The organism is Streptomyces sp. MST-110588 (genome assembly GCF_022695595.1).
Lineage (GTDB): Bacteria > Actinomycetota > Actinomycetes > Streptomycetales > Streptomycetaceae > Streptomyces.
On sequence record NZ_CP074380.1, the window covers coordinates 3651870 to 3673365 of the forward strand.

The window sequence follows — 21496 nt, forward strand, 5'->3', positions numbered from 1 at the left end:
GCACCGCCGTCAGTGGCGCGGTACGGACGGGCCGGACGGGATCAGCCGCAGCTCCTTGGCCCGGTTGACGGCGTCGAGCCGGGAGGAGGCGCCGAGCTTGCCGAAGACGTTGTGCAGATGGCGCTTGACCGTCGCCTCCGTCAGCCCCAGCTTGTTGCCGATCTGGATGTTGCTCAGCCCGACCGCCGTCAGCATGAGGATCTCGGTCTCCCGCTTGGAGAGCGCGCCGCTCTTCGGGGCGGCGGCCAGCTCGGCGTACTCCATCAGGCTGCGGCGGGAGATGGACAGCATCAGCCGGTCGTCGTGGCCGCGCGGCATCCGTACGGCGGTCAGCAGCTCCTCCCAGCTCGCGCTCTTCAGCAGATAGCCGGAGATGCCCAGCGCGATCAGCTCGGTGACCAGCCGGGCGTCGTCCTGCATGCTCAGCACCACGATCCGGGTCTGCGGCGAGATCCTGCGGACCGCCGCCACGGTCTCGGTGACCGGCGCGCCGACGATGGAGACGTCCAGCAGCAGGACGTTGGGCCGGGTCTCGCCCACGATAGCCAGCGCCGACGTGCTGTCCCCGGCGGTGCCGACGACCTCGATGTCCTTCTGGGCCTCGAACATGCCCCGCAGGCCGTCCAGCAGCAGGACGTGGTCGTCGACGAGCACCAGGCGGATCACCGCTGTGCCCCCGCGGCCAGCGGGAGACGCAGCGTCACCCGCGTGCCTTCGCCGGGGCGGGAGACGAGGGACAGGCTGCCGCCCAGCAGGGCCGCGCGCTCGTGCATCCCGGTGATCCCGTAACCGCCGGGCCCGGCCCGGCCGTTGTGCGGACCGCGCCGGTCCTGGCGGCCGATCCGGCCCCGCCGGCGGGACGCACCGATGCCGCGCCCGTCGTCGTCGACCGTCGCGGTGAGCCAGTGCGGACCCACGTCGACCAGCACGTCGATCGAGGTGGCCGCGGCGTGCCGTACGGCGTTGAGCACGGCCTCGCGCAGGATCAGGAACACCTCGGTGCGCTCCTCTTCCGGCAGCAGGCTCTGGTCGCCGCCGACCTCGACGCCGACCGCGATCTCCTCCGGCACCCAGTCGGCGGCCAGCGCGTGCAGCGCCTGGCGCAGGTCGGGCACCTGCGACCGCAGGTCCGCGATCAGGTCCCGGATCACCGCGAGCGAGGTGTCCAGCATCTCCCCGACCCGGGCGATCTCGCCTTCCGCCCGGCCGGGGTCGCTCTCGCGCAGCGCCAGGTAGGAGCCGAGCCGCAGCTTGCTTTCGAGCACGCCGTGGCTGACCCGGTCGTGCAGGTCACCGGCCAGCCGCGCCCGTTCGTTGCGCTGGGCGTGGGTGATCTCGTTGCGCAGATAGCCCGCGTACCAGGTCTGCGCCTCGGTCACCCGGGTGATGACCGAGGTGTTCAGTTCGGTGAAGAACCCGCTCAGGGAGTGGCCGTGCAGCCGCTCGTCCTCGGCGGCCTGCCGCATCGCCCAGTCGGTCACGGTACGGAACAGCAGCCGGGCGGCGGCCAGCGACTCGGCCTGCGGGATCTGCTGCCGGGCCCGGTCCAGGCCGATCTCCCAGCTCAGCTCGATCCCGGGCGGCTGCGTGCGAAGCCGTCCCTCCAGTACGTCGGCGGTGTCGCCGACGGCCTGTATGAGCTGTCCCTGTGCCTGTCGCCGGGCTTCTTCGGAGGAGGCGAACACGCCTCCCAGGCCATGGATCGCCCGCCCGAACTCCTCGGACAGTTCCCCGGTCGCCTCGCGCAGCAGGGAAGCGAGCAGCGCGTCCCGGTGATCCGGCCCCGGGCCGAAGTGCTCTAACGTCATACGTCCGGTCGCCACCGATTAGCCCCCCGTTTCGGCTAAGGCGTCAAATGCTACTCCCGTTCGGATCGTAGATCACCAGTTGGCGGCTGTCGAAAGGTCATGCTTTTCCCAAGCGGAAACCAAGGGTTTTCCTGCCGGGTCATCCATCGGCGCCCCCGGACCCGGAAATAACGGCGGGAGCCGCGGAATTGGCACCACCCGGCGAATCGGCCCGGCCCCGGCCGCTGCCGGGCACCCCGTGCACCTCGGCCCGGTCCTCGTTACCGGCGAGCCAGGTACGCACCGCCTGGGAACGGTGGACGGGGTGCCGGCCGGTGATCACATGCACCTTCCGCCCGGCCTGACGGGCGAGCCGGTCCAGGAAGGTGGTGAACACCTCCGCGGTGAGACGGCCTTCGTAGACCATGAACCACAGGGCTCCGCGCGGGGCGACGGCGCAAAGGACGTTCAGACGTGCCGGCCTGCCCTCCTGCCCCGCCTTCAAGGCGCGGTCTCCCGGCTCCCCGGTGCGTACGTACGCGGACCGGTCCGCGCGCAGCCCGTACCGGTCCGTCCACACCACCACGGCCCGCTCCGCCTTCGCCCGGGCGGCCAGGGCCGGGTACTCCCGCCGGAACCACACGGCCGCCTCGCCGCCCTCCCGCTCATGCGTCCGGCGGTCGGCACGCGGCGTGATCACCCCGTGCCGGTGCAGCCACTTGCCCACCCCCTGCTCGGTCATGACCACCCCGAGGACCACCCGGAACAGCTCGGCGACCTGGCCCCGGGTCCACAGCGGAGTGCCGTTGAGCAGTTCCTCGGGGGTGTGGTCGGCCATGATCCGGCACAGCAGCGCCCGGTCCGCCGCGCCGATCGCCTCCCGGGCACCGGTCCGGGAACCGGCCGGCGCCGCCAGGGCCGCGCGCCCCAGCGCCCGGTGTTTGCGCCACCAGGTGCCCACCGACCGCTCCGATACCCCGAACATCCCGGCCGCCTGCCGGTAGGTCCGGGCCCGCCCCGACTCCAGCGCGGCCACCACCCGCAGCCGCACCGCCTCTTGGGCCGCGGGCGGCAGCCGCCGCGCGTCCGCCGGCCGGTTCACCCGGCCTCGATGACGGTCGCGGGCACCCAGACCACAAGGAGCAGACAGAGGTGTACGGCGTACTGGGTCACCATGAAGACCCGGTACGGAAGGCGGCGCAGCGTACGCGGGTCCAGGTGCGGCAGCCGCCCGGCGGTCCAGCGGGTCAGGCCGGGCACCAGGCAGTACAGGGCGACCACCACGCCCCCGGCGCAGGCCAGGGCGGCGGCCGGCCACACCTCGGGGGCCAGGGCGAGGGCGGCGGCCAGGAAGCCGGCGCCCACCGCCGTCGCGCCCACCGCGCCGGCCCGGCGGGCCGAACGTCCCGAACCGCGCGCGTACATGGTGCGGCGCCCGTCGGCCAGGTCGCCGGCCAGGTCACCGAAGTCCTTGACCACCGCTCCGACCAGACCCATCCACAGCGACATCGACACCGCCACGATCACCAGCGGCCACGACACGTGCCCGTCCGCGACGCAGAAGCAGCCGTCGGTGTAGGCCAGCAGGCCCATGAGGAAGACGCAGGTTCCGGCGCCGCGGGTGGTGTTCTTCCACGCGATGCCCCGGGCCGAGTAGAGCCAGCCGAGCAGCAGCATCCCGGCGGTCGCCAACGTGCAGACCGGCCCGTCGAACGCCGCCAGGACGAGCGCCGCGCCACCGTAGGCGGCGACGAGCCGGCGGGCGGTACCCACCGCCAGAAGCCCCCGGGCGATGGGCCGGGGCGAGCCGTTGACCCGGTCGCCGTCGACGTCGCAGACGCCGTTGTAGACGTAGGCGCTGACCGTCGCCAGGTGCCAGGACAGGGCACCGGCCATGATCCGGAGCACTCCGCCCGCCCCGCCCGCCAGGAGCACGCCCGTCGAGAAGCGCAGCATGAAGATCAGTTGGACCAGGGGCCGCGACTCGGTGTGGGCCAGCAGGACCGGACGCAGACCGGCACCGAAGGCGGAACGGGCACGTATGGCGGTGGGCTGAGCTGTGGACATGTCCGAGAACCCAAGCAGTCGGGCGGACCCCTGGGAACAGAACTACATCTAAAGTGCGCCTCGGCTACATCCAACGGCCGGTCCGTTGATCCATCAACCGTGACATCCCACGGGTACGACGGCCCGCCGCGCGCCGCGCCCGGTACCCGCCAACACCGCGGCTCGCAGGGGCCGCTGCTCAACGGCGTACGGGAGTACGCGGCGCCCTACAACCTTCGGTGCACCCGGCATATCGATGGAATTATTCATCTGGAAACAGCCGGAGTTCCGCGCATAGTTTTATGGCCGGTTCCCGACCCAGGAACAACCGGCCGGGAGGGAAAAGCCGGAAATAAAACTTGGAGAGACAATGCCGGAATACAAGGTGCTCGGGACCACTCAGGTCCGCTCTGCTGGCCGCGACCGCACCCCGACGCCCGCCAAGGTGCGCCAGGTACTCGCCCTGCTCCTGCTCCGCGGCAATCAGGTCGTGCACATCGACGCGTTCATCGACGAGCTGTGGGGGGACGACTCGCCGCGCACCGCGGTCACCACCGCTCAGACGTACATCTACCAACTGCGCAAGTCCTTCGCCCGGGACGGGGTGATGAAGCCGGGACAGCGCTGGCTGCTCACCCGCCCGCCGGGCTACATGCTCCTGCTGGAGCCCGGCGAACTGGACGCCGAGGTCTTCGAGTCGACCGTCCACAGCGCCCGGAAGCTGATGGACGACGGCCGGGCGGCCCAGGCCGAGCCGATGCTCCGCCGGGCGCTGGAGATGTGGACCGGCCCGGCCCTGGCCGATGTCACCAAGGGCCGGCAGCTCAGCGCCCACGCCGTCCACCTGGAGGAACAGCGGATGCGCGCGCTGGAGCTGTGCGTCCAGGCCGGCTTCGCGCTCGGCCGTACCAGGGAACTGGTCGGCGAGCTGCGGTCGCTGACGGTCCGCTACCCGCTCAACGAGTGGTTCCACGGACAGCTCATGGCGGCGCTGGCCGACTGTGGACGGCGCAGCGAGGCCCTGGGCGTCTACCACAACCTGCGCATGATGCTGGACGAGGAACTCGGCCTGACCCCCTCGGAAGAGATCAAGCGCATGCAGCACCGCATCCTCAACGAGCAGCCAGTGCTGGCCTGAGCGGCCCCGCGCGGACACGGGCGAGCCGGAACGGCCCGATCAGGCCGGCCGGGCTTGAACGAGACTCCAAGTGGAACCCAACGTACGGATGTGGGCTGAATCCCCACACAAGACACACGACACACAGCACACGACACACAGCACACGACACACAGCACACGTCACCGCTGCGGAGGAGCGAGCGATCCATGGGTGTTCCGGATCTGTCACAGATCGGCCTGGCGGACGCACCGGCCGCCGGACGCAAGGCCGCCGTACTGGGCGAGCTGGCCCGGGCCGGGTTCGACGTCCCGGCCGGCTGGGTCCTGAGCACGGACCTGATGGCCGGGGCGTTCGGCCCGGGCGGTGACCTCACCAGGCTGCGGGAGAGCGTCGCCGCGATCCTCGCCGAGGCGGGCGACGTCCCGCTCGCGGTGCGCTCCTCCGGCGTCGCCGAGGACCTGGAGGGCATGTCCTACGCGGGCCAGTACGAGTCGGTGCTCAACTGCCGCGGCGCGCAGGAGGTGCTCGACGCGGTCCGTACGTGCTGGGAGTCCGGGTCCAGCGAACGGCTGGCCGCCTACCAGGGCGACGCCCCGGCCGGCGGGGTGGCGGTCCTGGTCCAGGAGATGGTGGACGCCGATGTCGCCGGGGTCGCCTTCAGCGTCAACGCGCTGACCGCCGACCCCGACGAGGTCGTGGTCAGCGCCGTGCGCGGGCTCGGCGATCGGCTGATGTCCGGTGAGGCGACGGCCGAGGAATGGGCCGTACGCGACGGTGCCGCGCGCCGCACCTCCGGCGAGGAGCAGGTGGCCGACGAGGCGCTGGTCCTGCGGGTGGCCGAGCTGGCCCGCGCGGTCGCCGACCGGTTCGGCGCGCCCCAGGACGTCGAGTGGGCCGTGTCCGGCGGCCGGCTGCGGCTGCTCCAGGCCCGTCCGGTCACCGGGCTCCCGGACGAGCTGGTGCCGCATGTACCCGTCCCGGTGGATGTGCCGCCGGGCACCTCGATGCGCGACCCGAACTTCGACCGGCCTTGGACCCCGTTCGTACGGTCGGTGTTCCTGCCGGTCTTCACCCGGGCCGCACCGCACGTGTTCGCCTTCACCACCGGCGCCACCCCGCGCCCCACGGTCATCGGCGGCTGGCCGTACGTCAACGTCCTGCCCGACACCATGCCCGAGCTGGTCGCCAGGCTGGAGAAGATCGCCGAGCGGTTCGCCGCGGGCGACCCCCTGGAGCTGGTGCGCCGCTGGGAGGGCGGCTGGAAGGCCGAGACCGCCGCGGCCGTCGCCGAGCTGCGCGCGGTCGACCCGGCGGCCCTGGACGACTCCGCGCTGACCGCCCACCTCGAACGTCTCCTGGACGCCTTCGCCACCCTGCACGACCGCTATTTCCAGCTCAGCGGCGCCTCGGCGGGCCTGCTGGGGCGGCTCGGCGCGACCTGCGCCGAACTCCTCGGCTGGGACGCCGCCAAGACGCTGCTGCTGCGCGGCGGCCTGGTCGGCGACCACGTACCGGCCACCGCCGGGGTCGGGGACATGGCGCGCTACGCCGCCGGCCGCCCGGAGGTACGGGCCGCGCTGGAGGCGGGCGAGCGCCCCGCCGACCCGGGCTTCACGGCCCTGCTGACCGCCTATCTCGCCGACTACGGCCACCGCACCGCCGGGTTCACCCTGACCGAACCGACCCTGGCCGAGCAGCCCGAGGTGGTGCTCGGGATGGTCCGCGCCCAGCTCGACGCGCCCTACGACCTGGACGCCGAACGGGCCAGGCTGGAGGAGCGCCGCGCCGCCACGGCCGCCGAGGCCCGCGCCGCGCTCGCCGACCGCCCCGAGGCCGACCGGGAGCGCTTCGAGCGCGCCCTGCTCGGCTCCGACCTCAGCGCACCGATCCGCGACGAGAAGTCCTTCTACGCCGTGTCGCTGTGGGCACTGCTGCGCTACGCCGCGCTGGAGGCCGGGGCCCGGCTGGCCGCCGCCGGAACGCTCACCGCCCGCGAGGACGTGCTGTTCCTGGAGTACGAGGAGGTGACCGCCGCCCTCGCCGGACGGACCCCCGCCGAGGGCCTGGTGCGCCACCGCCGTGGCGAGCACGCCTGGGCGCTGGCCCACCCCGGCCCGCCGGTGCTCGGCGAGCCGCCCGCACCGCCGCGGCCCGTACCGGACATGACACCGCCGTCCCCGGCCGCCCAGGAGGTCATGCGGGGCGCCGAGTGGTCGATGGGCGTCTTCGGCGCGGGCGCCGCCGCGGCCCGCCAGGAGGAGGACACCCTGCACGGCGTCGCCGCCTCCCCCGGCCGCCGCACCGGCACCGTACGCGTCATCAACGGCGTCGCCGAGTTCGGGCGGCTGCGCGCCGGCGAGGTGCTGGTCTGCCCGGAGACGACCGCGCAGTGGGCGATCCTCTTCCCGGCGGTCGGCGCCCTGGTCACCGACCGCGGCAGCCTGCTCTCGCACCCGGCGATCATCGCCCGCGAGTACGGCGTCCCGGCGGTCGTCGCCACCCGTACCGCCACCGCGTTCCTGCGCGACGGCGACCTGGTCACCGTGGACGGCAGCACCGGCACCGTACGCCGTGAACGCGCGGGCGGCCCGACGTGACCAGCCGTCCCGGCGCGGCACTCCTCCAGCCTGGCCCGTTCGGCGTCCAGGTCGTAGGGAGCGGCGCATGAGCGCGCTGCGTGTCGCGGTGTCCGGCGCCGGCATCGGCGGTCTGGCCCTGGCCCAGGGCCTGCGCCGGCGCGGCGTGGAGGTGACGGTCTATGAGAGCGACGGCTCCGCCCTCTCCCGGGATCAGGGGTTCCGGCTGCGGATCGACGCGCAGGGCCGCGCCGCCCTGGCCGACTGCCTGCCCGCCCGGCTCCACCGGCTGGCCGAGGACACCGCCGGCCGGCCCTACACCTCGCGCGGCCTGTGCTTCGACCACCGGCTGACCCGGCTCGGCGCGCACCGGCCGGCCGCGGCGCCGGATGGCACCGACGGCCGGGACAACCGGGACAACCTGGACGACCGGAAGGGCCGGACCGACCCGAACGACCCGAACGACCGGGCCGGCCTGGACGATCCGGGCGCCGCCAGCATGGTCGCCGACCGCCGGGTCCTGCGGCAGATCCTGCTGACCGGGCTCGGCGACGCGGTGCGGTTCGGCCACCGGGTCACCGGCTACCGGCCCGCCGGCGAGGGCGTGTTCCTCGACTTCGCCGACGGCACCGCCGCCGCGGCGGACGTCCTGGTCCTCGCCGACGGCATCAACTCCCGGGCCCGGCGCCACCTCCTGCCCCGCGCCCAGGTCCTGGACACCGGCCTGCGCGCCGTCCAAGGGCACATGCCGCTGGACGCCGAGGCTTTGGACTGGGTACCGCCGGAGCTGCTCGGCGGGTCACGCCCGGTGCTCGGCCCCCACCGGACGACCCTGGTGGTCGGGGCGTACCAGCCGCGCCGGCCGGTGGCCGAGGCCGTCGCCGAGCACGCTCCCGGCGCGGACATCGAGGCGGTCCGCGCCTACTTCAAGTGGACCCTGGTCGCCCCGGCCGGCCAATTCCCGTACGCCGGAGCAGGCTTGAGCGCTGCCGGTCCGCTCGGCCTGCATGCCGCCGCCACGCGTATGACGAAGGGCTGGCACCCGCTGCTGCGCCGCGTACTCGCACGCTCCGACCGCGCCGCCACCTTCGCGCTGTCCATCAGGGCCGTACCCGTGCCGGACGCCTGGCCGCCCGGCCGGGTCACGGCGCTGGGCGACTGCGTGCACGCCCCCACCCCGGTCGGCGGCCTCGGCGCCAACACGGCGCTGCGCGACGCAGCCCTGCTGTCCGGGCGGCTGGCCGACGCCCGCGCCGGACGCCTGGACGTGACCGGGGCCATCGGCCTCTACGAGGAGGAGATGCGCGGGTACGCCCGCGCGGCGGTGGACGGCTCGTTACGGGGTGCCGAGACCGTCTTCCGCGCCGACCCCCTCCCCGTCTGATCCCCCCATACAAAGGAGTGACCATGCAGAAGACCGGCCCCCTCACCCGTGTGCGGCCGTTTGTTCCCATCCTGCTCGACATCGTCGTCCCGGCGGTGCTGTACCTGGGCCTCAAACGGCTGGGGGTGTCGGACTTCTGGGCGCTGACCGTCGCCGGTGTCTCCACCGGCGTCACCACCCTGATCAACACGATCCGCCGGCGCCGGATGGACTTCGTCGGCATCCTGGTCGTGCTGGAGATCGCCCTGACGGTGGCCCTGCTGTTCGTCACCGACGACCCGCGGGTGGTGGCGGTCAAGCCGTCCTTCTACACCGCCTTCACCGGTGTCTTCCTGTGGGTCACCTGCTTCGTCGGCCGGCCCGTCGTCTACCAGGCCGCCGCCCCGATGGCGACCAAGGGCGACCCGGCTCGCGAGATCGCATACGACCGCGCGTGGGTGGAGTCCAGGGAATTCCGCTCCCGGGAACGGGTGATGACCGCCGCGTTCGGCGCGATGCTGATCGCCGAGGCCGCGCTGCGCGTGTTCGTGGTCTACCGCTACTCGGTGCAGGACCTGGAGAAGTCCTTCCTGCTGTCCCAGCTCCCCGGCATCGTGCTGCTCGTGGCGGTGCTCGGCTTCTTCCGTATGAACGTGCCCGCCCTGACCCGCATCGTCGACGGCATCCAGGAGCGGGTCACCGCCTCGGAGCTGAGCGAGTACCGGACCGCGGGGAAGGGCCGGTGACGCGGTGCCGTCCGGCGGGCCGCACCCCGCGGCCCGCCGTACCGCCGTCCCCGCGCCCCGCGCCATAAGGGGCGGCCGATGGCCCACCTGACCACCACCGGCACGGGCCGGCCGCGGCTGTCCTCCCAGGCGCTGGACCTGCTGTTCCGGCAGGCCCGTACCCCCGGCGGATTCACCGACGAGCCCGTCGGCCCCGAGGACCTGCGCGCCCTGTACGAGCTGATCCGCCACGGCCCGACGTCCTTCAACCAGCAGCCGCTGCGCGTCCTGGAGATCCGCAGCACCGGGGCCCGGCAGCGGCTGCTGCGCCATCTGACCGACCGCAACCGCGACAAGGCCCGCGGCGCGCCGCTGACCCTGCTGCTGGCGGTGGACCTGAACTACCACGAGCATCTGCCCGTGGTCTTCCCGCACGCCCCGCACCTGTACGAGTGGCTGGCAAACGCCCCGGAGGTACGCCGGGAGCGGGGCCGCTTCGACGCCCTGCTCCAGACCGGCTACCTCATCGTGGCGGCCCGCGCCCTGGGCCTGGCCGCCCTGCCCATGCTCGGCTTCGACGAGGCGGGCCTGAACGCCGAGTTCTTCCCCGCCGGGGACCGGGAGGCGCTGCTGGTGCTGAACCTGGGGCGGCCGGCGCCCGTACGGCGGGAACGGCTGCCCCGCCTGACGTACGACCAGGTCGTCACCACCCTGTGAGTCGGCGACTCCCCGATCCACCCCCTGTCCTGGCCCCCCTTGATGAGTCACCACCCTCCGAGGAGCACCCGTGTTCGCCGTCTACGCCGCCGCCCCCGACTTCGACGATCCGCTGTCGGGGCTGGTGACCGGGGAGCGGCCCGAGCCGCAGGTACCGCCCGGGTGGGCGGCGGTCTCGGTGCGCGCCGCCAGCCTGAACATGCACGACATCTCCACCCTGCGCGGCTGGGGCATGCCACCCGAGCGCTATCCGATGATCCTGGGCTGTGACGGGGCGGGCGTGCTGGCCGACGGCACGGAGGTGGTGGTGCACGCCCTGATCGGCTCGCCCGGCTGGACCGGCCCCGAGACCCTCGATCCGGGCCGCACCGTGCTCAGCGAGCAGCACCAGGGCAGCTTCGCCGACACCGTCGTGGTGCCGGCGCGCAACCTGGTGCCCAAACCGGCCGGGATCTCCTTCAGTGAGGCCGCCTGTCTGCCGACCGCCTGGCTGACCGCCTACCGCATGCTGTTCAACGGTGCGGGGGTGCGGCCCGGCCAGACCGTACTGGTGCAGGGCCGCGAGCGGATCGGCAGCATCGCGACCGCCGCGATCGCGCTGGCGGTGACCGCCGGGCTGGAGGTGTGGGTCACCGCCGAGGGCCGTGGCCGCGACCTGGCCGCCGAACTCGGCGCACACCGGGTCCTGGGCCCCGGGGAGAAGGCGCCCGGCCTGGTCGACGCGGTCCTGGACGGCGGCGTGGATGAGACCGGCTGGGCCCGCTCGCTGGAACTGCTGCGGCCGGGCGGCGCGGTCGTGTGCGCCGGCTACCGGGCGGGCCGCCCCGCAGAACCGGCCCCGGCGCACGCCCTGCACCGACTGATCTTCGGCGAGCGGCGACTGGTCGGCTCGGCCATGGGCACCGCCGGGGAGCTGGCCGATCTGCTGGCCTTCCTCGACCGCACCGGTCTGCGCCCGCGTATCGCCCGCGAACTGCCGCTGCGCGAGGCGGCGGAGGGCTTCCGGGCGATGCTCACCGGCGAGACCGACGGCAAGATCGTCTTCAGCCATGGTCCGGCGGCCGGTGACGGCTGCGGGTAACGGGTCGGGATACGGCCGTTCGGGTTTCGTATCCAGGGTGGTGAGGGACAGAAGGGGTGAGGTTAAAGTCAGGGGCAACGGGTGGAGTCGCGAGGGGAGCGGGGCCGGTGGTGCCGGATGAAGCGGTGATCGGCTGTGTGGGAGAGCTGGTCATCGGCACCCGCGGTACCGGCGGTCCCGGGGAGGTACTGGTCCGGGTCCGAGGGGGTTCGGAGACCTTCCTCGCCTGGTCGGAGGAGCCCTTGCCGCACCGGGCGACCGTGCTCGTAGTGGAATCCCGGGGCCCGCGCGAGGTCGAGGTCATCGACTGGACCGGGCCGTCGGACCGTTGACCGGCGAGGCCGGCGACGCAGCTTGAGGAGACTGGAAATGTTCGGTTACCGCGTTCCCGCCCCCGACGAGGCGATGCTGATCTCCGGTGGCAGACGGGGGCTGGGTGGTGCGCCGTTCCGCGTCGTGACCGGGCACGGCAAGTTCGTCCTGCCGGTCTTCCGCAAGACCCGCTTCCTGACGCTGGCGATGTGTGAGGCGGAGGTCGTCGAGACCTGCGTGACCCGGCAGGGCATCGCGCTGACGGTGCGTGCCGTCATCGCCTTCAAGGTCGGCAACGACACCGAGAGCATCATCAACGCCGGTCAGCGCTTCCTCTCCGACCAGGACCAGATGTCGGTACTGACCGGCCGGATATTCGCCGGCCATCTGCGGTCCATCATCGGCTCCATGACGGTCGAGGAGATCGTCACCGAGCGGCAGAAGCTCGCCACCGAGGTACTGGACACCTCCAAGACCGAGATGGCGAAGATCGGTCTGCATGTGGACTCGCTCCAGATCCAGTCCATAGACGACGGGGACACCGGCTACATCGAGGCGATGTCCGCGCCCCACAAGGCGGCCATCCAGCGGCAGGCCCAGATCGCCCAGGCGCAGGCCACCCAGGCCGCGGCCGAGGCCGAGCAGGAGGCGGAGCGCAAGAAGGCCGAGTACGCCCGGCAGACCGCCGTGGTGCAGGCGCAGTACACCGCCGAGGTCGACCGCGCCCAGGCCCAGGCCGCGCAGGCGGGTCCGCTGGCGGAGGCGCACGCCCAGCAGGAGGTCCTCGCCGCCCAGACCGAGCTGGCCGAACGCGCGGCCCGGCTGCGGCAGCAGCAGTTGGTGGCCGAGGTCGTCAAGCCCGCCGAGGCCGACGCCGAGCGCATCCGGGTCCTGGCGACGGCCGAGGCCGAGCGGATGAAGATCCAGGCCGAGGCCGCCGCCTCGTACGACCGGGTGGCGCTGGACCGGATGCTCATCGACCAGCTCCCGCTGATCGTCAAGGAGGCCGCGTCCGGCCTGTCGGGCGCCAACGTCAATGTGCTCAACGGTGCGGACGGGCTGGGCGAGATCGCCGCGGGTCTCGTCGGCCAGGGCCTGACGATCCTGGACTCGGTACGGCGCAACCTCGGTACGCCGGAGGGCGGGAGCGAGAACGGGAGCGCAAACGGGAGCGCGGGCAAGGGCTCCGGGAGCAAGGACTCCGGGAACGCGGACAACAGCGGCGCGGTGGGCGAGTTCCAGCGGCTGCTGGGCGTGCCGTCGGGCCGTACAGGCAGCCCGGTCGAGATCGAGTAGGTGCCGCGCACGCGCCGTTCAGAGGGCCGGTGCCGAGGTGTCACGGTTGCCGCTGCGGTCGCAGTCGCGGTCACCGTCCCGGTACCGGTCGTGGGCGAGCCTGCCCGCCACGTACGTGGCCCGGACGGCGCGGTCGTCCCCCAGCAGGGCCAGGGCGAAGAGCAGGTCCTCGACGCCCTGCGCACGTGACGCGCGCCGGGACAGGAGCGGGGTGGCCTTCGGGTCCAGGACGACGAAGTCCGCCTCGTGTCCCGGCTCCAGAGAGCCGATCCTGTCCTGGAGGCCCATCGCCTGCGCGCCGCCACGGGTCGCGAGGTGGAAGGCCCGCACGCCGTCGAGCGGGTAGCCGGTCAGCCGTGCGACCTTGTGCGCCTCGTTCATGGTGCGCAGCAGGGAGAAGCTGGTGCCCGCGCCGATGTCGGTGCCCAGCCCCACCTTCAGCGGGTCCGTACGTTCCTTGGCGTCGGCCAGGCGGAACAGGCCGCTGCCGAGGAAGAGGTTCGAGGACGGGCAGTGGGCGAGCGCCGTACCCGTACGCGCACAGCGGTCCCGCTCGTCCGGTGTCAGATGCACGCCGTGCGCCAGGACGGCGCCGGGGCCCAGCAGACCGTAATGGCCGTAGACGTCGAGGTAGCCCCGCCGGCCGGGGAAGAGGGAGCGGACCCAGGGGATCTCGTCGGCCTGCTCCGAGACATGGGTGTGCAGGAGCGTCCCGGGGTGCTCGCGCCACAACGCGCCCGCCGCCTCGAGCTGTTCGGGCGTGCTGCTGGGGGCGAACCGCGGGGTGACGGCGTACAGATTGCGCCCCTTTCCGTGCCAGCGCTCGATGAGCGCCTTGGACTCCTCGTACCCGCGCTGCGCGGTGTCCAGGAGGTCGTCGGGCGCGTTGCGGTCCATCAGCACCTTCCCCGCCGCGATCCGCAGGTTCCGCGCCGACGCCTCCTCGAACAGCGCGTCGGCCGAGCCCGGGAACACGGCGGCGAAGGTCAGCGCGGTCGTGGTGCCGTTGCGCAGCAGCTCCTCGCAGAAGGAGGCGGCGACCCGGCGCGCGTACGGGGTGTCGCCAAAACGCCGCTCCTCGGCGAAGGTGTGGTGGCCGAGCCAGTCGGACATCTCCGACGCGAAGGTGGCGACCATGCCGCTTTGCACGTAGTGGGTGTGGGTGTCCACGAATCCGGCGCTGATGAGGTGGTCCGGGTAGTGCACCGGCTCGGTCCCGGCGGGCAGCCGGCCACGCAGGGACGTGTGGTCGCCCACCGCGGTGATCCGCCCGTCCTCACAGATCAGCAGGCCGTCGCTCTCGTACGCGAGGGCTTCTTCCGGGCCGGTGCGGAACGGGTCGTCCCGGAAGCGGAGGAGGGGCCCGCGCACCGCGGAGACGGCGTGCGGCCGGTGTCCGCGGGGGCGTTCGGAGGGGGGTTCAGGGGAGCGTTCGGAGGGGGGTTCGGGGGAGCGTTCGCGGGGGTGCGTCATGGCGGGGTGGCTCTCCTCCCGGGGCTATGTGCTGTGCGTCCTTCTCCCGGCGCCTTCCTCCCCGGTGAACGACAAAACCGCCCCTGTGTGACGGATGGGTAGGGTGCGCAGGATGACGGAGCACGCACGGCTGTGGACGGCACCGGGCAGCCCGCAGGTGGAGCTGTTCAAGGCGCGCTTCGAGCACTTCTCCTTCGACCGGCACAGCCACGAGCAGCTCTCCGTCGGCGTGATCGAGAGCGGTGCCGAGGGGCTGCACCTGGGCGGGGGCCGGGTGGTGATCCCGGCGGGGCACCTGGTGGTCCTCAATCCCGGTGAGGTGCACACCGGTTTCGCCGCCGACGAGGCAGGCTGGCGCTACCGGATGTTCTATTTCGACACCGCGCTGGTCGACGAGATCGTCCGTGATCAGCTCGGTGCGTCCGGCGCCTGGTTCACCGAGCACTCCGTACGCGATCCGGCGCTCTTCAGGCTGCTGCGCCACGTCCACCGTACGCAGGAGCAGGCGCAGGGACTGGGGCAGGCGCCCGAGCAGGTGCAGAGGCAGCCGCCGCAGGGACCGGAGCGGAAACGGTTCACCGATCCGCTCACCGCCGAGTCCGCCCTGCTGACGGGCCTCGGCGCGGTCGTACGGCGCCATGCCCGTACCCACGGCGTACGCGGCGTACGCGGTGTGCCCGGTATACCGGGAAGCACCGGGACGCGCCGGACCGCACCGGAGCTGGCCCGTCAGATGCTCCACGACCGCTGGGACGAGCCGGTGACCCTCGCGGACCTCACCACGGCCACCGGCTGGAACCGCTCCACACTCATCAGCGCGTTCCGCCGCGCCTATGGGCTGCCGCCGCACGCCTATCTGATGCGGCTGCGCGCCAACCGGGCCCGTCGGCTGCTGCTGTCCGGTCAGGCGCCCGCCGAGGTCGCCGCCGCCACCGGCTTCGCCGACCAGGCCCACCTCACCCGCGTCTGCAAGCGCTATTTCGGGGTCACACCCGCCGCCATGCGGCCCTGACCGGCCACGACGCGACTTTTGTTCAAGACCGGCAGCCCGGCCCACGGCCACGCTGCCCATGTCCGTACGCAGAACGCGACACGCAACGCGCGGCACACAACGCACGGCACGCGACAAGCCACGCGCAGCACGCGACAAGCAACGCGCAACGCATGACATGGGAGGCGGCCCCGAATGGTGTGGGCAGTGGCGGTGTCACCGCTGGTCATGGTGCTGGGTCTGATCACGGGCCTGCGGCGCCCCGCGCACTGGGCGGCGGCGGCCGGCACACTGACGGCCGCCCTCCTGGTCTGGTGGCTCCCCGACTTCTCGCTGAGCGGCGCCGAGGTGGCCGCGGGCGCCGGCGCCGGCGGGCTGCTCGTACTGAACGCCGCCGCGGTGATGCTCCCCGGCGTCTATCTGAGTCAGGTCCTCACCCGCCGCGAAGTGCACCGCTCGCTCCAGGAGTGGGTACGTCAACTCCCGCTCTCCCGGCCGGTGAAGACCGCCCTGGTGGTCGTAGGAATCGGTCCCACGGTCGAGTCGCTGACCGGTTTCGGGGTCTCGCTGCTGGTCACCGTGCCGGTGCTGCTCGCTTTGGCGCCGCCGGCCACCGCCCTGCGGCAGTCCCTGCTCGGCATGAACATCATGCCGTGGGGCACCCTCGGCCTGGCCACCGTGGTCGGCGGCTCGCTCGCGGGGGCCGGCACCGCCGCGCTCGGCGCGACCACCGCCGTCACCAGCGCCCTGGTCTTCCCCGTACTGGCGGTGGGCGCGGCGCTGCTGTGCCGGCCCGCGCGGCGGCTGCGGGCGGCCGGTGCCGCCGCGGCGCTGGGCGCGGTGCTCTCCCTGGCCCTGATCGCCCTGAACCGGCTGGGTGTGGTGGAGGTGGCCGGCGTCGTGGCCGGGCTGTGCACCGCGCTCCTGGGCGTGCTCGCCTTCGCCGCCCGGCGCGACCGGGCCCTGCTGCCGCCCCGGCCCGTACTCCTCGCGTACGGAACGGTCCTCGGCCTCGTCGCCCTCATCCGCGTCGCCTGCGCCCTCGGCCTGCCCGACTTCACCTGGCAGGCGGGCGGCGCGAGTTTCCACCCGCTGACCTCCCCCGGCCTCCCGCTGCTGCTCACCGCGCTGATCCTGGACCGCGGACGGGTGCACGGCACCGACGCGCGGGCGGCCCTGCGGCGGGTGGCCCGTCCGCTGCTCGCCCTGACGGGCTTTGTCGCCCTGGGCCAGGTGATGGCGCGCGGCGGCATGATCGACGCCCTCGGTACGGCCGTGTCCGGGGCCCACCCGCTGCTGCTCGCACCGGCCGTCGCCGCGCTCGGGATGCTGGGCGGCTTCATCACCGGCTCGAACGTCGGCGGCAACGCCCTGCTGATGCAACTCCAGGCCGGATCGGCGCCGGACGCACATCTGGAGCTGTGGTTCGCCGCGCTCCAGAACAGCGCCGCCGGGCACGCCGTCTTCACCTCCCTGCCCATGATCATGCTGACCCTGGCGGTGGCCGGCCCCGCCGCCAAGGTCTCCGAACACGGGCTGCTGCGCTTCGGCCTGCGCATGGCCTCACTGGTCTACGCGGCACTCGCCGTGGTGGCCGTGGCGGGCGTACTGATCCTGTGAGCACCGCGGCCGGGCGGGACGGGGACGCCTGTCGCCACGGCCGGCGACGGATCGGACGAACCAACCGGACGAACCAACCGGACGAGCCGACCGGAGGACCCAACCGGACGAACCAACCGGTTGAACTAATCAGCCGAACTAGACGACGGCCTTTGCTGTGGTGAAGTGGGCGGCGGACCCACGTGTCCACAGCAGTGCCACCGCAGCCAGGCCGGCAAGGCTCGGCAGCATACCGGCCAGGCTCATCGGGAGGGGGTGCGGCTGAGTGAAGTTGTAGCCGCAGATCAGGGTTGCGACGGCGAAGACGCCCGTGGCCACGGTGCGGGCCCATCGCTTCCCCGCCTTGACCGCCCGCGACACCCCCAGCCACAAGACGAGGCCGGTCGCGGCCAGCGTGAAGAGGTACGTGAGGATGCCGGCCTGAGCCATCTCGGCCCTGCCGGGGGCGGAGGCGTACAGCACCCGGAGCCGGCTGCCGAGATCCGCGCGGGTGGCGATGGTGACGACCACGGTGACGAGGGTCAACGCCGCCCCCGCGTACATCGCCCGGACCGCGTGACGGACCGGGGCCGGCGGCGCCGCTCGCCACCCCCTCCGACGGCCTCCCAGGCCCTCATCGGTTCCCTGAATTCCCCGGTCCCCCTGAGCCGCCGGGTGACCGTACTGCCGCTGTGCTGACACGGATGTCTCCCTAGGTGTGCGCTGCGCCGCCTTCGCACCTGTGACGGCCACCGGTTCCGTACCGGGCCGTACAGGCGGAGTAATCTGACGCCACGGTAACAGACATGAAACTTGAAACATCATGTCCCATAGTTTTCGTCCAAGGACGACGCCGCGCCCCAGGAAAGCGAGAGAACAAGGTGAAGGACACCCCGCAGGCCCCCACCGGGCTCGCCAGACGCCGCCGTCGGCTGTCCGACGAGGAGACCGGGCAGCGGATGCTGGCAGCCGCCCTGGCCATGGTCAACGCGACCGGACTGACGGTGAGCCTGGATCACATCAGCTTCGAGGACGTCATCCGGGACGCCGGAGTCTCCCGTAGCGCGGTCTACCGCCGCTGGCCGTACAAGGACCTGTTCTTCAGCGATCTGCTGCGCGAGCTGGCCGGGGCCGCCGCCCCCGCCGCCATCGCGGACGAGGCCGCGACCGAGCAGCTCAGGCGCTTCGCGCTGGAGCACCTGGACGGGTTCGAAACACCCGAGGCACGGCACGACCTCTTCGTCGAACTGCTGCGCCGGGGCGCACAGCAGGACTTCGAGACGATCTACCGCTCCAAGGAATGGCGTACCTACCTGGCGCTGCACGCCACCTTCCTCGGACTGCCGGACGGCGAGCTGCGTACCGACGTACAGCACGGCCTCGCCGCGTCCGAGCGCGCCTTCATCCACCGGATCGCCAGGTCGTACGAGGAGCTGGCGGCCCTTCTGGGCTACCGGCTGCGCCCCGGGGCGGGCGCCACATTCGAGACCCTTGCCGGGCTGGTCAGCGCCACCATGCGCGGACTGGTGCTCACGGCGCTGTCCACACCCGACGTCGCGACCCGGACCACACCGGCCGGCCCCTTCGGCGCCCGGCACACGGACCGGTGGTCACAGCCCGCGCTGGGCATCGCCGGCCTCGCCTGCGCGTTCCTGGAGCCCGATCTCACGATCGAGTGGAACCAGGAGCGGTTCGCGAAGGTCCGCGCCGCGCTGGAGGGCGGAAGCCGGCCGGCGACCGGGGCGGGACGCAGGCGCGCAGCCGACGGCTGACGGCGGCGGCGTGGACGCTCGCCACGACCAGGCACACGACGGTGACGGCCACGGCCGCGCCGATCGCCACGGCGGTCCGCGCGGGGCTCGCCGGGCCCCCGGCCAGCAGCACAGTCACCGCCGTACCGCCTGCCAGGGCGACCCCGCACAGCACCCAGAGGAGGAAGACGTACTGCGCACGGCGGGGGCCCGGACCCGCGCCCGGTACGTGTCCTTGTACGGGACCGGCTCCCCGTACCACCGGGCCGCGGGCGGGGGCGCGGGCGGGGTCAGGGGCCGGCGCCTTGCCGTACAGCGCCGCCCAGCGCCGCTCCTCCTCCCGCTGTTCGCGCACGCGGCGGTCCAGGGCCAGTACGAGCAGTACCCCGGCCGCCACCGCGCCCGCCCCCGCCACGGCGCCGACGGCACTCCAGGGCACCGGCAGGAGCAGCACCACGGCGACCAGCGCGAGCGTTCCCCAGCCGGTCAGACAGGCAAGGGCCGTCAGCCGCCGGGAGAGGGGCCGGTCGGCCCCGGCGCGTACGTCCAGTGCCGCGGGCAGGTACCAGACACAGCCGGACGCGCACAGCACCCCGGCCCCCAGGGCGAAGACCGCGTGGGACATGGCTTCCTCCTCGTACTTCTCGTGCTTCTCGTACTCCCCGTGCTTCCCGTGCTCCTGGTCTCAGCGGTCCGTCGCCGCCGCGAGCTCCCGGTCGGCCGGGCCCGCCGGCGCCGCCTCGATGGCGGCGATCTCCGGGTAGTGCAGGTCGAAGGCCGGGGATTCGCTGCGTATACGGGGCAGCGAGACGAAGTTGTGCCGGGGCGGCGGGCAGGAGGTAGCCCACTCCAGCGATCGCCCGTACCCCCACGGGTCGTCGGCCTGGACGGTCTCGCCGTACTTGGCGGTCTTCCAGACGTTGTAGAAGAACGGCAGGAAGGACATGCCCAGGAGGAATGAGCCCATGGTGGAGAGGGTGTTGAGCGTGGTGAAGCCGTCGGCGGCCAGATAGTCGGGGATGCGCCGGACCATGCCCTGCGCACCCAGCCAGTGCTGTACGAGGAAGGTCAGGTGGAAACCGACTGTCAGCGTCCAGAACGTGATCTTGCCGAGCCGTTCGTCCAGCATCTTGCCGGTGAACTTCGGCCACCAGAAGTGGAAGCCGGCGAACATCGCGTAAACGACCGTACCGAAGAGCGTGTAGTGGAAGTGCGCGACGACGAAGTAGGAATCGGAGGTGTGGAAGTCCATCGGCGGCGAGGCCAGGATCACGCCGGTCAGACCGCCGAAGACGAAGGTGACCAGGAAGCCGGTGGCCCACAGCATCGGCGTCTCGAAGGACAGCGAGCCCTTCCACATCGTGCCGATCCAGTTGAAGAACTTCACGCCCGTCGGCACCGCGATCAGGAAGGTCATGAAGGAGAAGAACGGCAGCAGGACGCCGCCCGTGACGTACATGTGGTGCGCCCACACCGTCACCGACAGACCCGCGATGGAGATCGTCGCGGCGATCAGTCCCCAGTAACCGAACAGCGGCTTGCGGGAGAAGACCGGGATGACCTCGGAGACGATCCCGAAGAACGGCAGCGCCAGGACGTACACCTCGGGGTGGCCGAAGAACCAGAACAGGTGCTGCCACAGCAGCGCGCCGCCGTTGGCCGGATCGAAGATCTGCGAGCCGAATTTGCGGTCGCACTCCAGCGCCAGCAGCGCGGCGGCCAGCACCGGGAAGACCAGCAGGATGAGCAGCGCGGTCAGCAGCACGTTCCAGGTGAAGATCGGCATCCGGAACATCGTCATGCCGGGCGCGCGCATGCAGATGATGGTGGTGATGAAGTTGACGGCACCCAGGATGGAGCCGAAACCGGAGAGCGCCACACCCATGATCCACATGTCGGCGCCGACGCCGGGTGAATGCACGGCGTCCGACAGCGGCGCGTACGCGAACCAGCCGAAGTCGGCCGCCCCTTGGGGCGTGAGGAAGCCCGCCGCGGCGATCAGCGAGCCGAACAGGAACAGCCAGTAGGACAGCATGTTCAGCCGCGGGAAGGCCACGTCCGGCGCGCCGATCTGCAACGGCATCAGCCAGTTCGCGAAGCCGGTGAACAGCGGCATGGCGAACAGCAGCAGCATCACCGAGCCATGCATGGTGAACGCCTGGTTGAACTGCTCGTTCGACATGATCTGCAGTCCCGGGCGGGCCAGTTCGGCGCGCATCAGGAGCGCCATCAGGCCGCCGACGAGGAAGAAGACGAACGCGGTGACGAGATAGAGCGTCCCGATCTTCTTGTGGTCGGTGGTCGTCAGCCAGTCCACGGGGAGACGGCGGCTGGTGGGGCGGGGGGCCGCGTCCTCGCCGTTCCGATCGATCCGACCGACGCGATCGGCGGTGCCGTCAGCCCCACCGGACCCACCGACCTTACCGACCCCACTGGTCCCGCCGACTCCACCAACCTCACCGGTTCCACGATCTCCCGACACCGCGCTCGACCGTTCGGGTTCCGGGCCCGCTCCCGGGCCTTCGGCCCGCCTGCCTTCCGTGTTCGTACCCAATCCGTCCACCGGGCCGCGCCCTCCACCTCTGTACGTGTTCCGCAGGGCCGGGAAGAGCCTTGAGACCACGGGGGAGGTGTACCGGCTCTTCCCGGCGGCCCCAGC

At 72.3% G+C, this 21496-nt stretch carries 19 protein-coding genes; 11 read left to right on the forward strand and 8 right to left on the reverse strand.

The genetic code is table 11. The features are described 5' to 3' along the window. Window positions 1–9: 9 nt before the first annotated feature. The 4 genes from KGS77_RS16000 to KGS77_RS16015 all read right to left on the reverse strand — a co-directional run bounded on the left by KGS77_RS16000 (window position 10) and on the right by KGS77_RS16015 (window position 3854). Entirely contained in the window at window positions 10–666 is a 657-nt protein-coding gene (locus tag KGS77_RS16000) for a response regulator transcription factor (protein WP_242582030.1), read from the reverse strand. Continuing rightward, a complete protein-coding gene (locus KGS77_RS16005; protein WP_242582032.1) occupies window positions 663–1808 on the reverse strand; it encodes an ATP-binding protein in 1146 nt (381 codons plus the stop codon). The genes KGS77_RS16000 and KGS77_RS16005 overlap by 4 nt, the downstream gene beginning before the upstream one ends. A gap of 139 nt (window positions 1809–1947) precedes the next feature. Then, window positions 1948–2889 (reverse strand): IS630 family transposase, encoded by a 942-nt coding sequence (locus tag KGS77_RS16010; RefSeq protein WP_242582034.1) that lies wholly within the window; start codon window positions 2887–2889, stop codon window positions 1948–1950. Next, window positions 2886–3854 carry a UbiA family prenyltransferase gene (locus KGS77_RS16015; protein ID WP_242582035.1) on the reverse strand — a complete coding sequence of 323 codons (969 nt, stop codon included), beginning with the start codon at window positions 3852–3854 and terminating at the stop codon, window positions 2886–2888. The genes KGS77_RS16010 and KGS77_RS16015 overlap by 4 nt, the downstream gene beginning before the upstream one ends. 349 nt (window positions 3855–4203) lie before the next feature. Here KGS77_RS16015 and KGS77_RS16020 point away from each other — a divergent pair, with 349 nt between their 5' ends. From KGS77_RS16020 to KGS77_RS16055, 8 genes are all read left to right on the forward strand, one after another. Continuing rightward, entirely contained in the window at window positions 4204–4971 is a 768-nt protein-coding gene (locus KGS77_RS16020) for an AfsR/SARP family transcriptional regulator (protein WP_242582037.1), read from the forward strand. Window positions 4972–5159: 188 nt separating this feature from the next. Continuing rightward, a complete protein-coding gene (locus KGS77_RS16025) occupies window positions 5160–7550 on the forward strand; it encodes a PEP/pyruvate-binding domain-containing protein (RefSeq protein ID WP_242582040.1) in 2391 nt (796 codons plus the stop codon). A gap of 67 nt (window positions 7551–7617) precedes the next feature. Further along, on the forward strand, window positions 7618–8913 hold the full coding sequence (locus KGS77_RS16030; protein ID WP_242582042.1) for an FAD-dependent monooxygenase: 1296 nt from the start codon (window positions 7618–7620) through the stop codon (window positions 8911–8913). 23 nt (window positions 8914–8936) lie between these two features. Continuing rightward, window positions 8937–9638 (forward strand): VC0807 family protein, encoded by a 702-nt coding sequence (locus KGS77_RS16035; protein ID WP_242582045.1) that lies wholly within the window; start codon window positions 8937–8939, stop codon window positions 9636–9638. A 78-nt stretch (window positions 9639–9716) separates the two neighbouring features. Beyond that, window positions 9717–10334 carry a malonic semialdehyde reductase gene (locus KGS77_RS16040; protein WP_242582048.1) on the forward strand — a complete coding sequence of 206 codons (618 nt, stop codon included), beginning with the start codon at window positions 9717–9719 and terminating at the stop codon, window positions 10332–10334. Window positions 10335–10404: 70 nt separating this feature from the next. Continuing rightward, window positions 10405–11415 carry a zinc-binding dehydrogenase gene (locus tag KGS77_RS16045; RefSeq protein WP_242582051.1) on the forward strand — a complete coding sequence of 337 codons (1011 nt, stop codon included), beginning with the start codon at window positions 10405–10407 and terminating at the stop codon, window positions 11413–11415. Window positions 11416–11522: 107 nt separating this feature from the next. Then, the gene (locus tag KGS77_RS16050; RefSeq protein ID WP_242582054.1) at window positions 11523–11747 is read left to right on the forward strand and encodes a hypothetical protein; all 225 of its coding nucleotides are present in this window, start codon (window positions 11523–11525) and stop codon (window positions 11745–11747) included. Between the two features lie 37 nt (window positions 11748–11784). Continuing rightward, the gene (locus KGS77_RS16055) at window positions 11785–13023 is read left to right on the forward strand and encodes a flotillin family protein (RefSeq protein ID WP_242582056.1); all 1239 of its coding nucleotides are present in this window, start codon (window positions 11785–11787) and stop codon (window positions 13021–13023) included. A gap of 18 nt (window positions 13024–13041) precedes the next feature. On the opposite strand, the gene guaD is transcribed toward KGS77_RS16055, so the two are convergent. Continuing rightward, complete coding sequence (gene guaD / locus KGS77_RS16060; protein ID WP_242582058.1) at window positions 13042–14496, reverse strand: guanine deaminase; 1455 nt, start codon at window positions 14494–14496, stop codon at window positions 13042–13044. Between the two features lie 112 nt (window positions 14497–14608). On the opposite strand from guaD, the gene KGS77_RS16065 reads away from it, so the two are divergent. Together KGS77_RS16065 and KGS77_RS16070 are read left to right on the forward strand one after the other, a co-directional pair. Next, the gene (locus KGS77_RS16065) at window positions 14609–15508 is read left to right on the forward strand and encodes an AraC family transcriptional regulator (protein WP_242582060.1); all 900 of its coding nucleotides are present in this window, start codon (window positions 14609–14611) and stop codon (window positions 15506–15508) included. Between the two features lie 174 nt (window positions 15509–15682). Next, window positions 15683–17107 (forward strand): L-lactate permease, encoded by a 1425-nt coding sequence (locus KGS77_RS16070; protein WP_242582062.1) that lies wholly within the window; start codon window positions 15683–15685, stop codon window positions 17105–17107. Window positions 17108–17245: 138 nt separating this feature from the next. Here the strand turns inward: KGS77_RS16070 and KGS77_RS16075 are convergent, their stop codons facing one another. After that, complete coding sequence (locus KGS77_RS16075; RefSeq protein WP_242582064.1) at window positions 17246–17632, reverse strand: hypothetical protein; 387 nt, start codon at window positions 17630–17632, stop codon at window positions 17246–17248. A gap of 260 nt (window positions 17633–17892) precedes the next feature. Between KGS77_RS16075 and KGS77_RS16080 the strand changes: the two genes are divergently transcribed. Beyond that, on the forward strand, window positions 17893–18858 hold the full coding sequence (locus KGS77_RS16080; RefSeq protein ID WP_242582066.1) for a TetR/AcrR family transcriptional regulator: 966 nt from the start codon (window positions 17893–17895) through the stop codon (window positions 18856–18858). On the opposite strand, the gene KGS77_RS16085 is transcribed toward KGS77_RS16080, so the two are convergent. Beyond that, window positions 18752–19462, reverse strand: a complete 711-nt coding sequence (locus KGS77_RS16085) for a hypothetical protein (protein WP_242582069.1) — start codon at window positions 19460–19462, stop codon at window positions 18752–18754. The genes KGS77_RS16080 and KGS77_RS16085 overlap by 107 nt on opposite strands. A gap of 60 nt (window positions 19463–19522) precedes the next feature. Continuing rightward, complete coding sequence (ctaD, locus tag KGS77_RS16090; RefSeq protein ID WP_242587494.1) at window positions 19523–21208, reverse strand: cytochrome c oxidase subunit I; 1686 nt, start codon at window positions 21206–21208, stop codon at window positions 19523–19525. Window positions 21209–21496 lie beyond the last annotated feature (288 nt).

What these genes read in the sequence shown, in the direction of transcription:
- KGS77_RS16015 (WP_242582035.1), bottom strand. Translation starts at nt 3,854, where the DNA reads ATGTCCACAGCTCAGCCCACCGCCATACGTGCCCGTTCCGCCTTCGGT.
- KGS77_RS16030 (WP_242582042.1), top strand. Translation starts at nt 7,618, where the DNA reads ATGAGCGCGCTGCGTGTCGCGGTGTCCGGCGCCGGCATCGGCGGTCTG.
- guaD (WP_242582058.1), bottom strand. Translation starts at nt 14,496, where the DNA reads ATGACGCACCCCCGCGAACGCTCCCCCGAACCCCCCTCCGAACGCTCC.
- KGS77_RS16025 (WP_242582040.1), top strand. Translation starts at nt 5,160, where the DNA reads ATGGGTGTTCCGGATCTGTCACAGATCGGCCTGGCGGACGCACCGGCC.
- KGS77_RS16085 (WP_242582069.1), bottom strand. Translation starts at nt 19,462, where the DNA reads ATGTCCCACGCGGTCTTCGCCCTGGGGGCCGGGGTGCTGTGCGCGTCC.
- KGS77_RS16020 (WP_242582037.1), top strand. Translation starts at nt 4,204, where the DNA reads ATGCCGGAATACAAGGTGCTCGGGACCACTCAGGTCCGCTCTGCTGGC.
- KGS77_RS16055 (WP_242582056.1), top strand. Translation starts at nt 11,785, where the DNA reads ATGTTCGGTTACCGCGTTCCCGCCCCCGACGAGGCGATGCTGATCTCC.
- KGS77_RS16040 (WP_242582048.1), top strand. Translation starts at nt 9,717, where the DNA reads ATGGCCCACCTGACCACCACCGGCACGGGCCGGCCGCGGCTGTCCTCC.
- KGS77_RS16080 (WP_242582066.1), top strand. Translation starts at nt 17,893, where the DNA reads ATGAAACTTGAAACATCATGTCCCATAGTTTTCGTCCAAGGACGACGC.
- KGS77_RS16065 (WP_242582060.1), top strand. Translation starts at nt 14,609, where the DNA reads ATGACGGAGCACGCACGGCTGTGGACGGCACCGGGCAGCCCGCAGGTG.
- KGS77_RS16005 (WP_242582032.1), bottom strand. Translation starts at nt 1,808, where the DNA reads ATGACGTTAGAGCACTTCGGCCCGGGGCCGGATCACCGGGACGCGCTG.
- KGS77_RS16035 (WP_242582045.1), top strand. Translation starts at nt 8,937, where the DNA reads ATGCAGAAGACCGGCCCCCTCACCCGTGTGCGGCCGTTTGTTCCCATC.
- KGS77_RS16070 (WP_242582062.1), top strand. Translation starts at nt 15,683, where the DNA reads ATGGTGTGGGCAGTGGCGGTGTCACCGCTGGTCATGGTGCTGGGTCTG.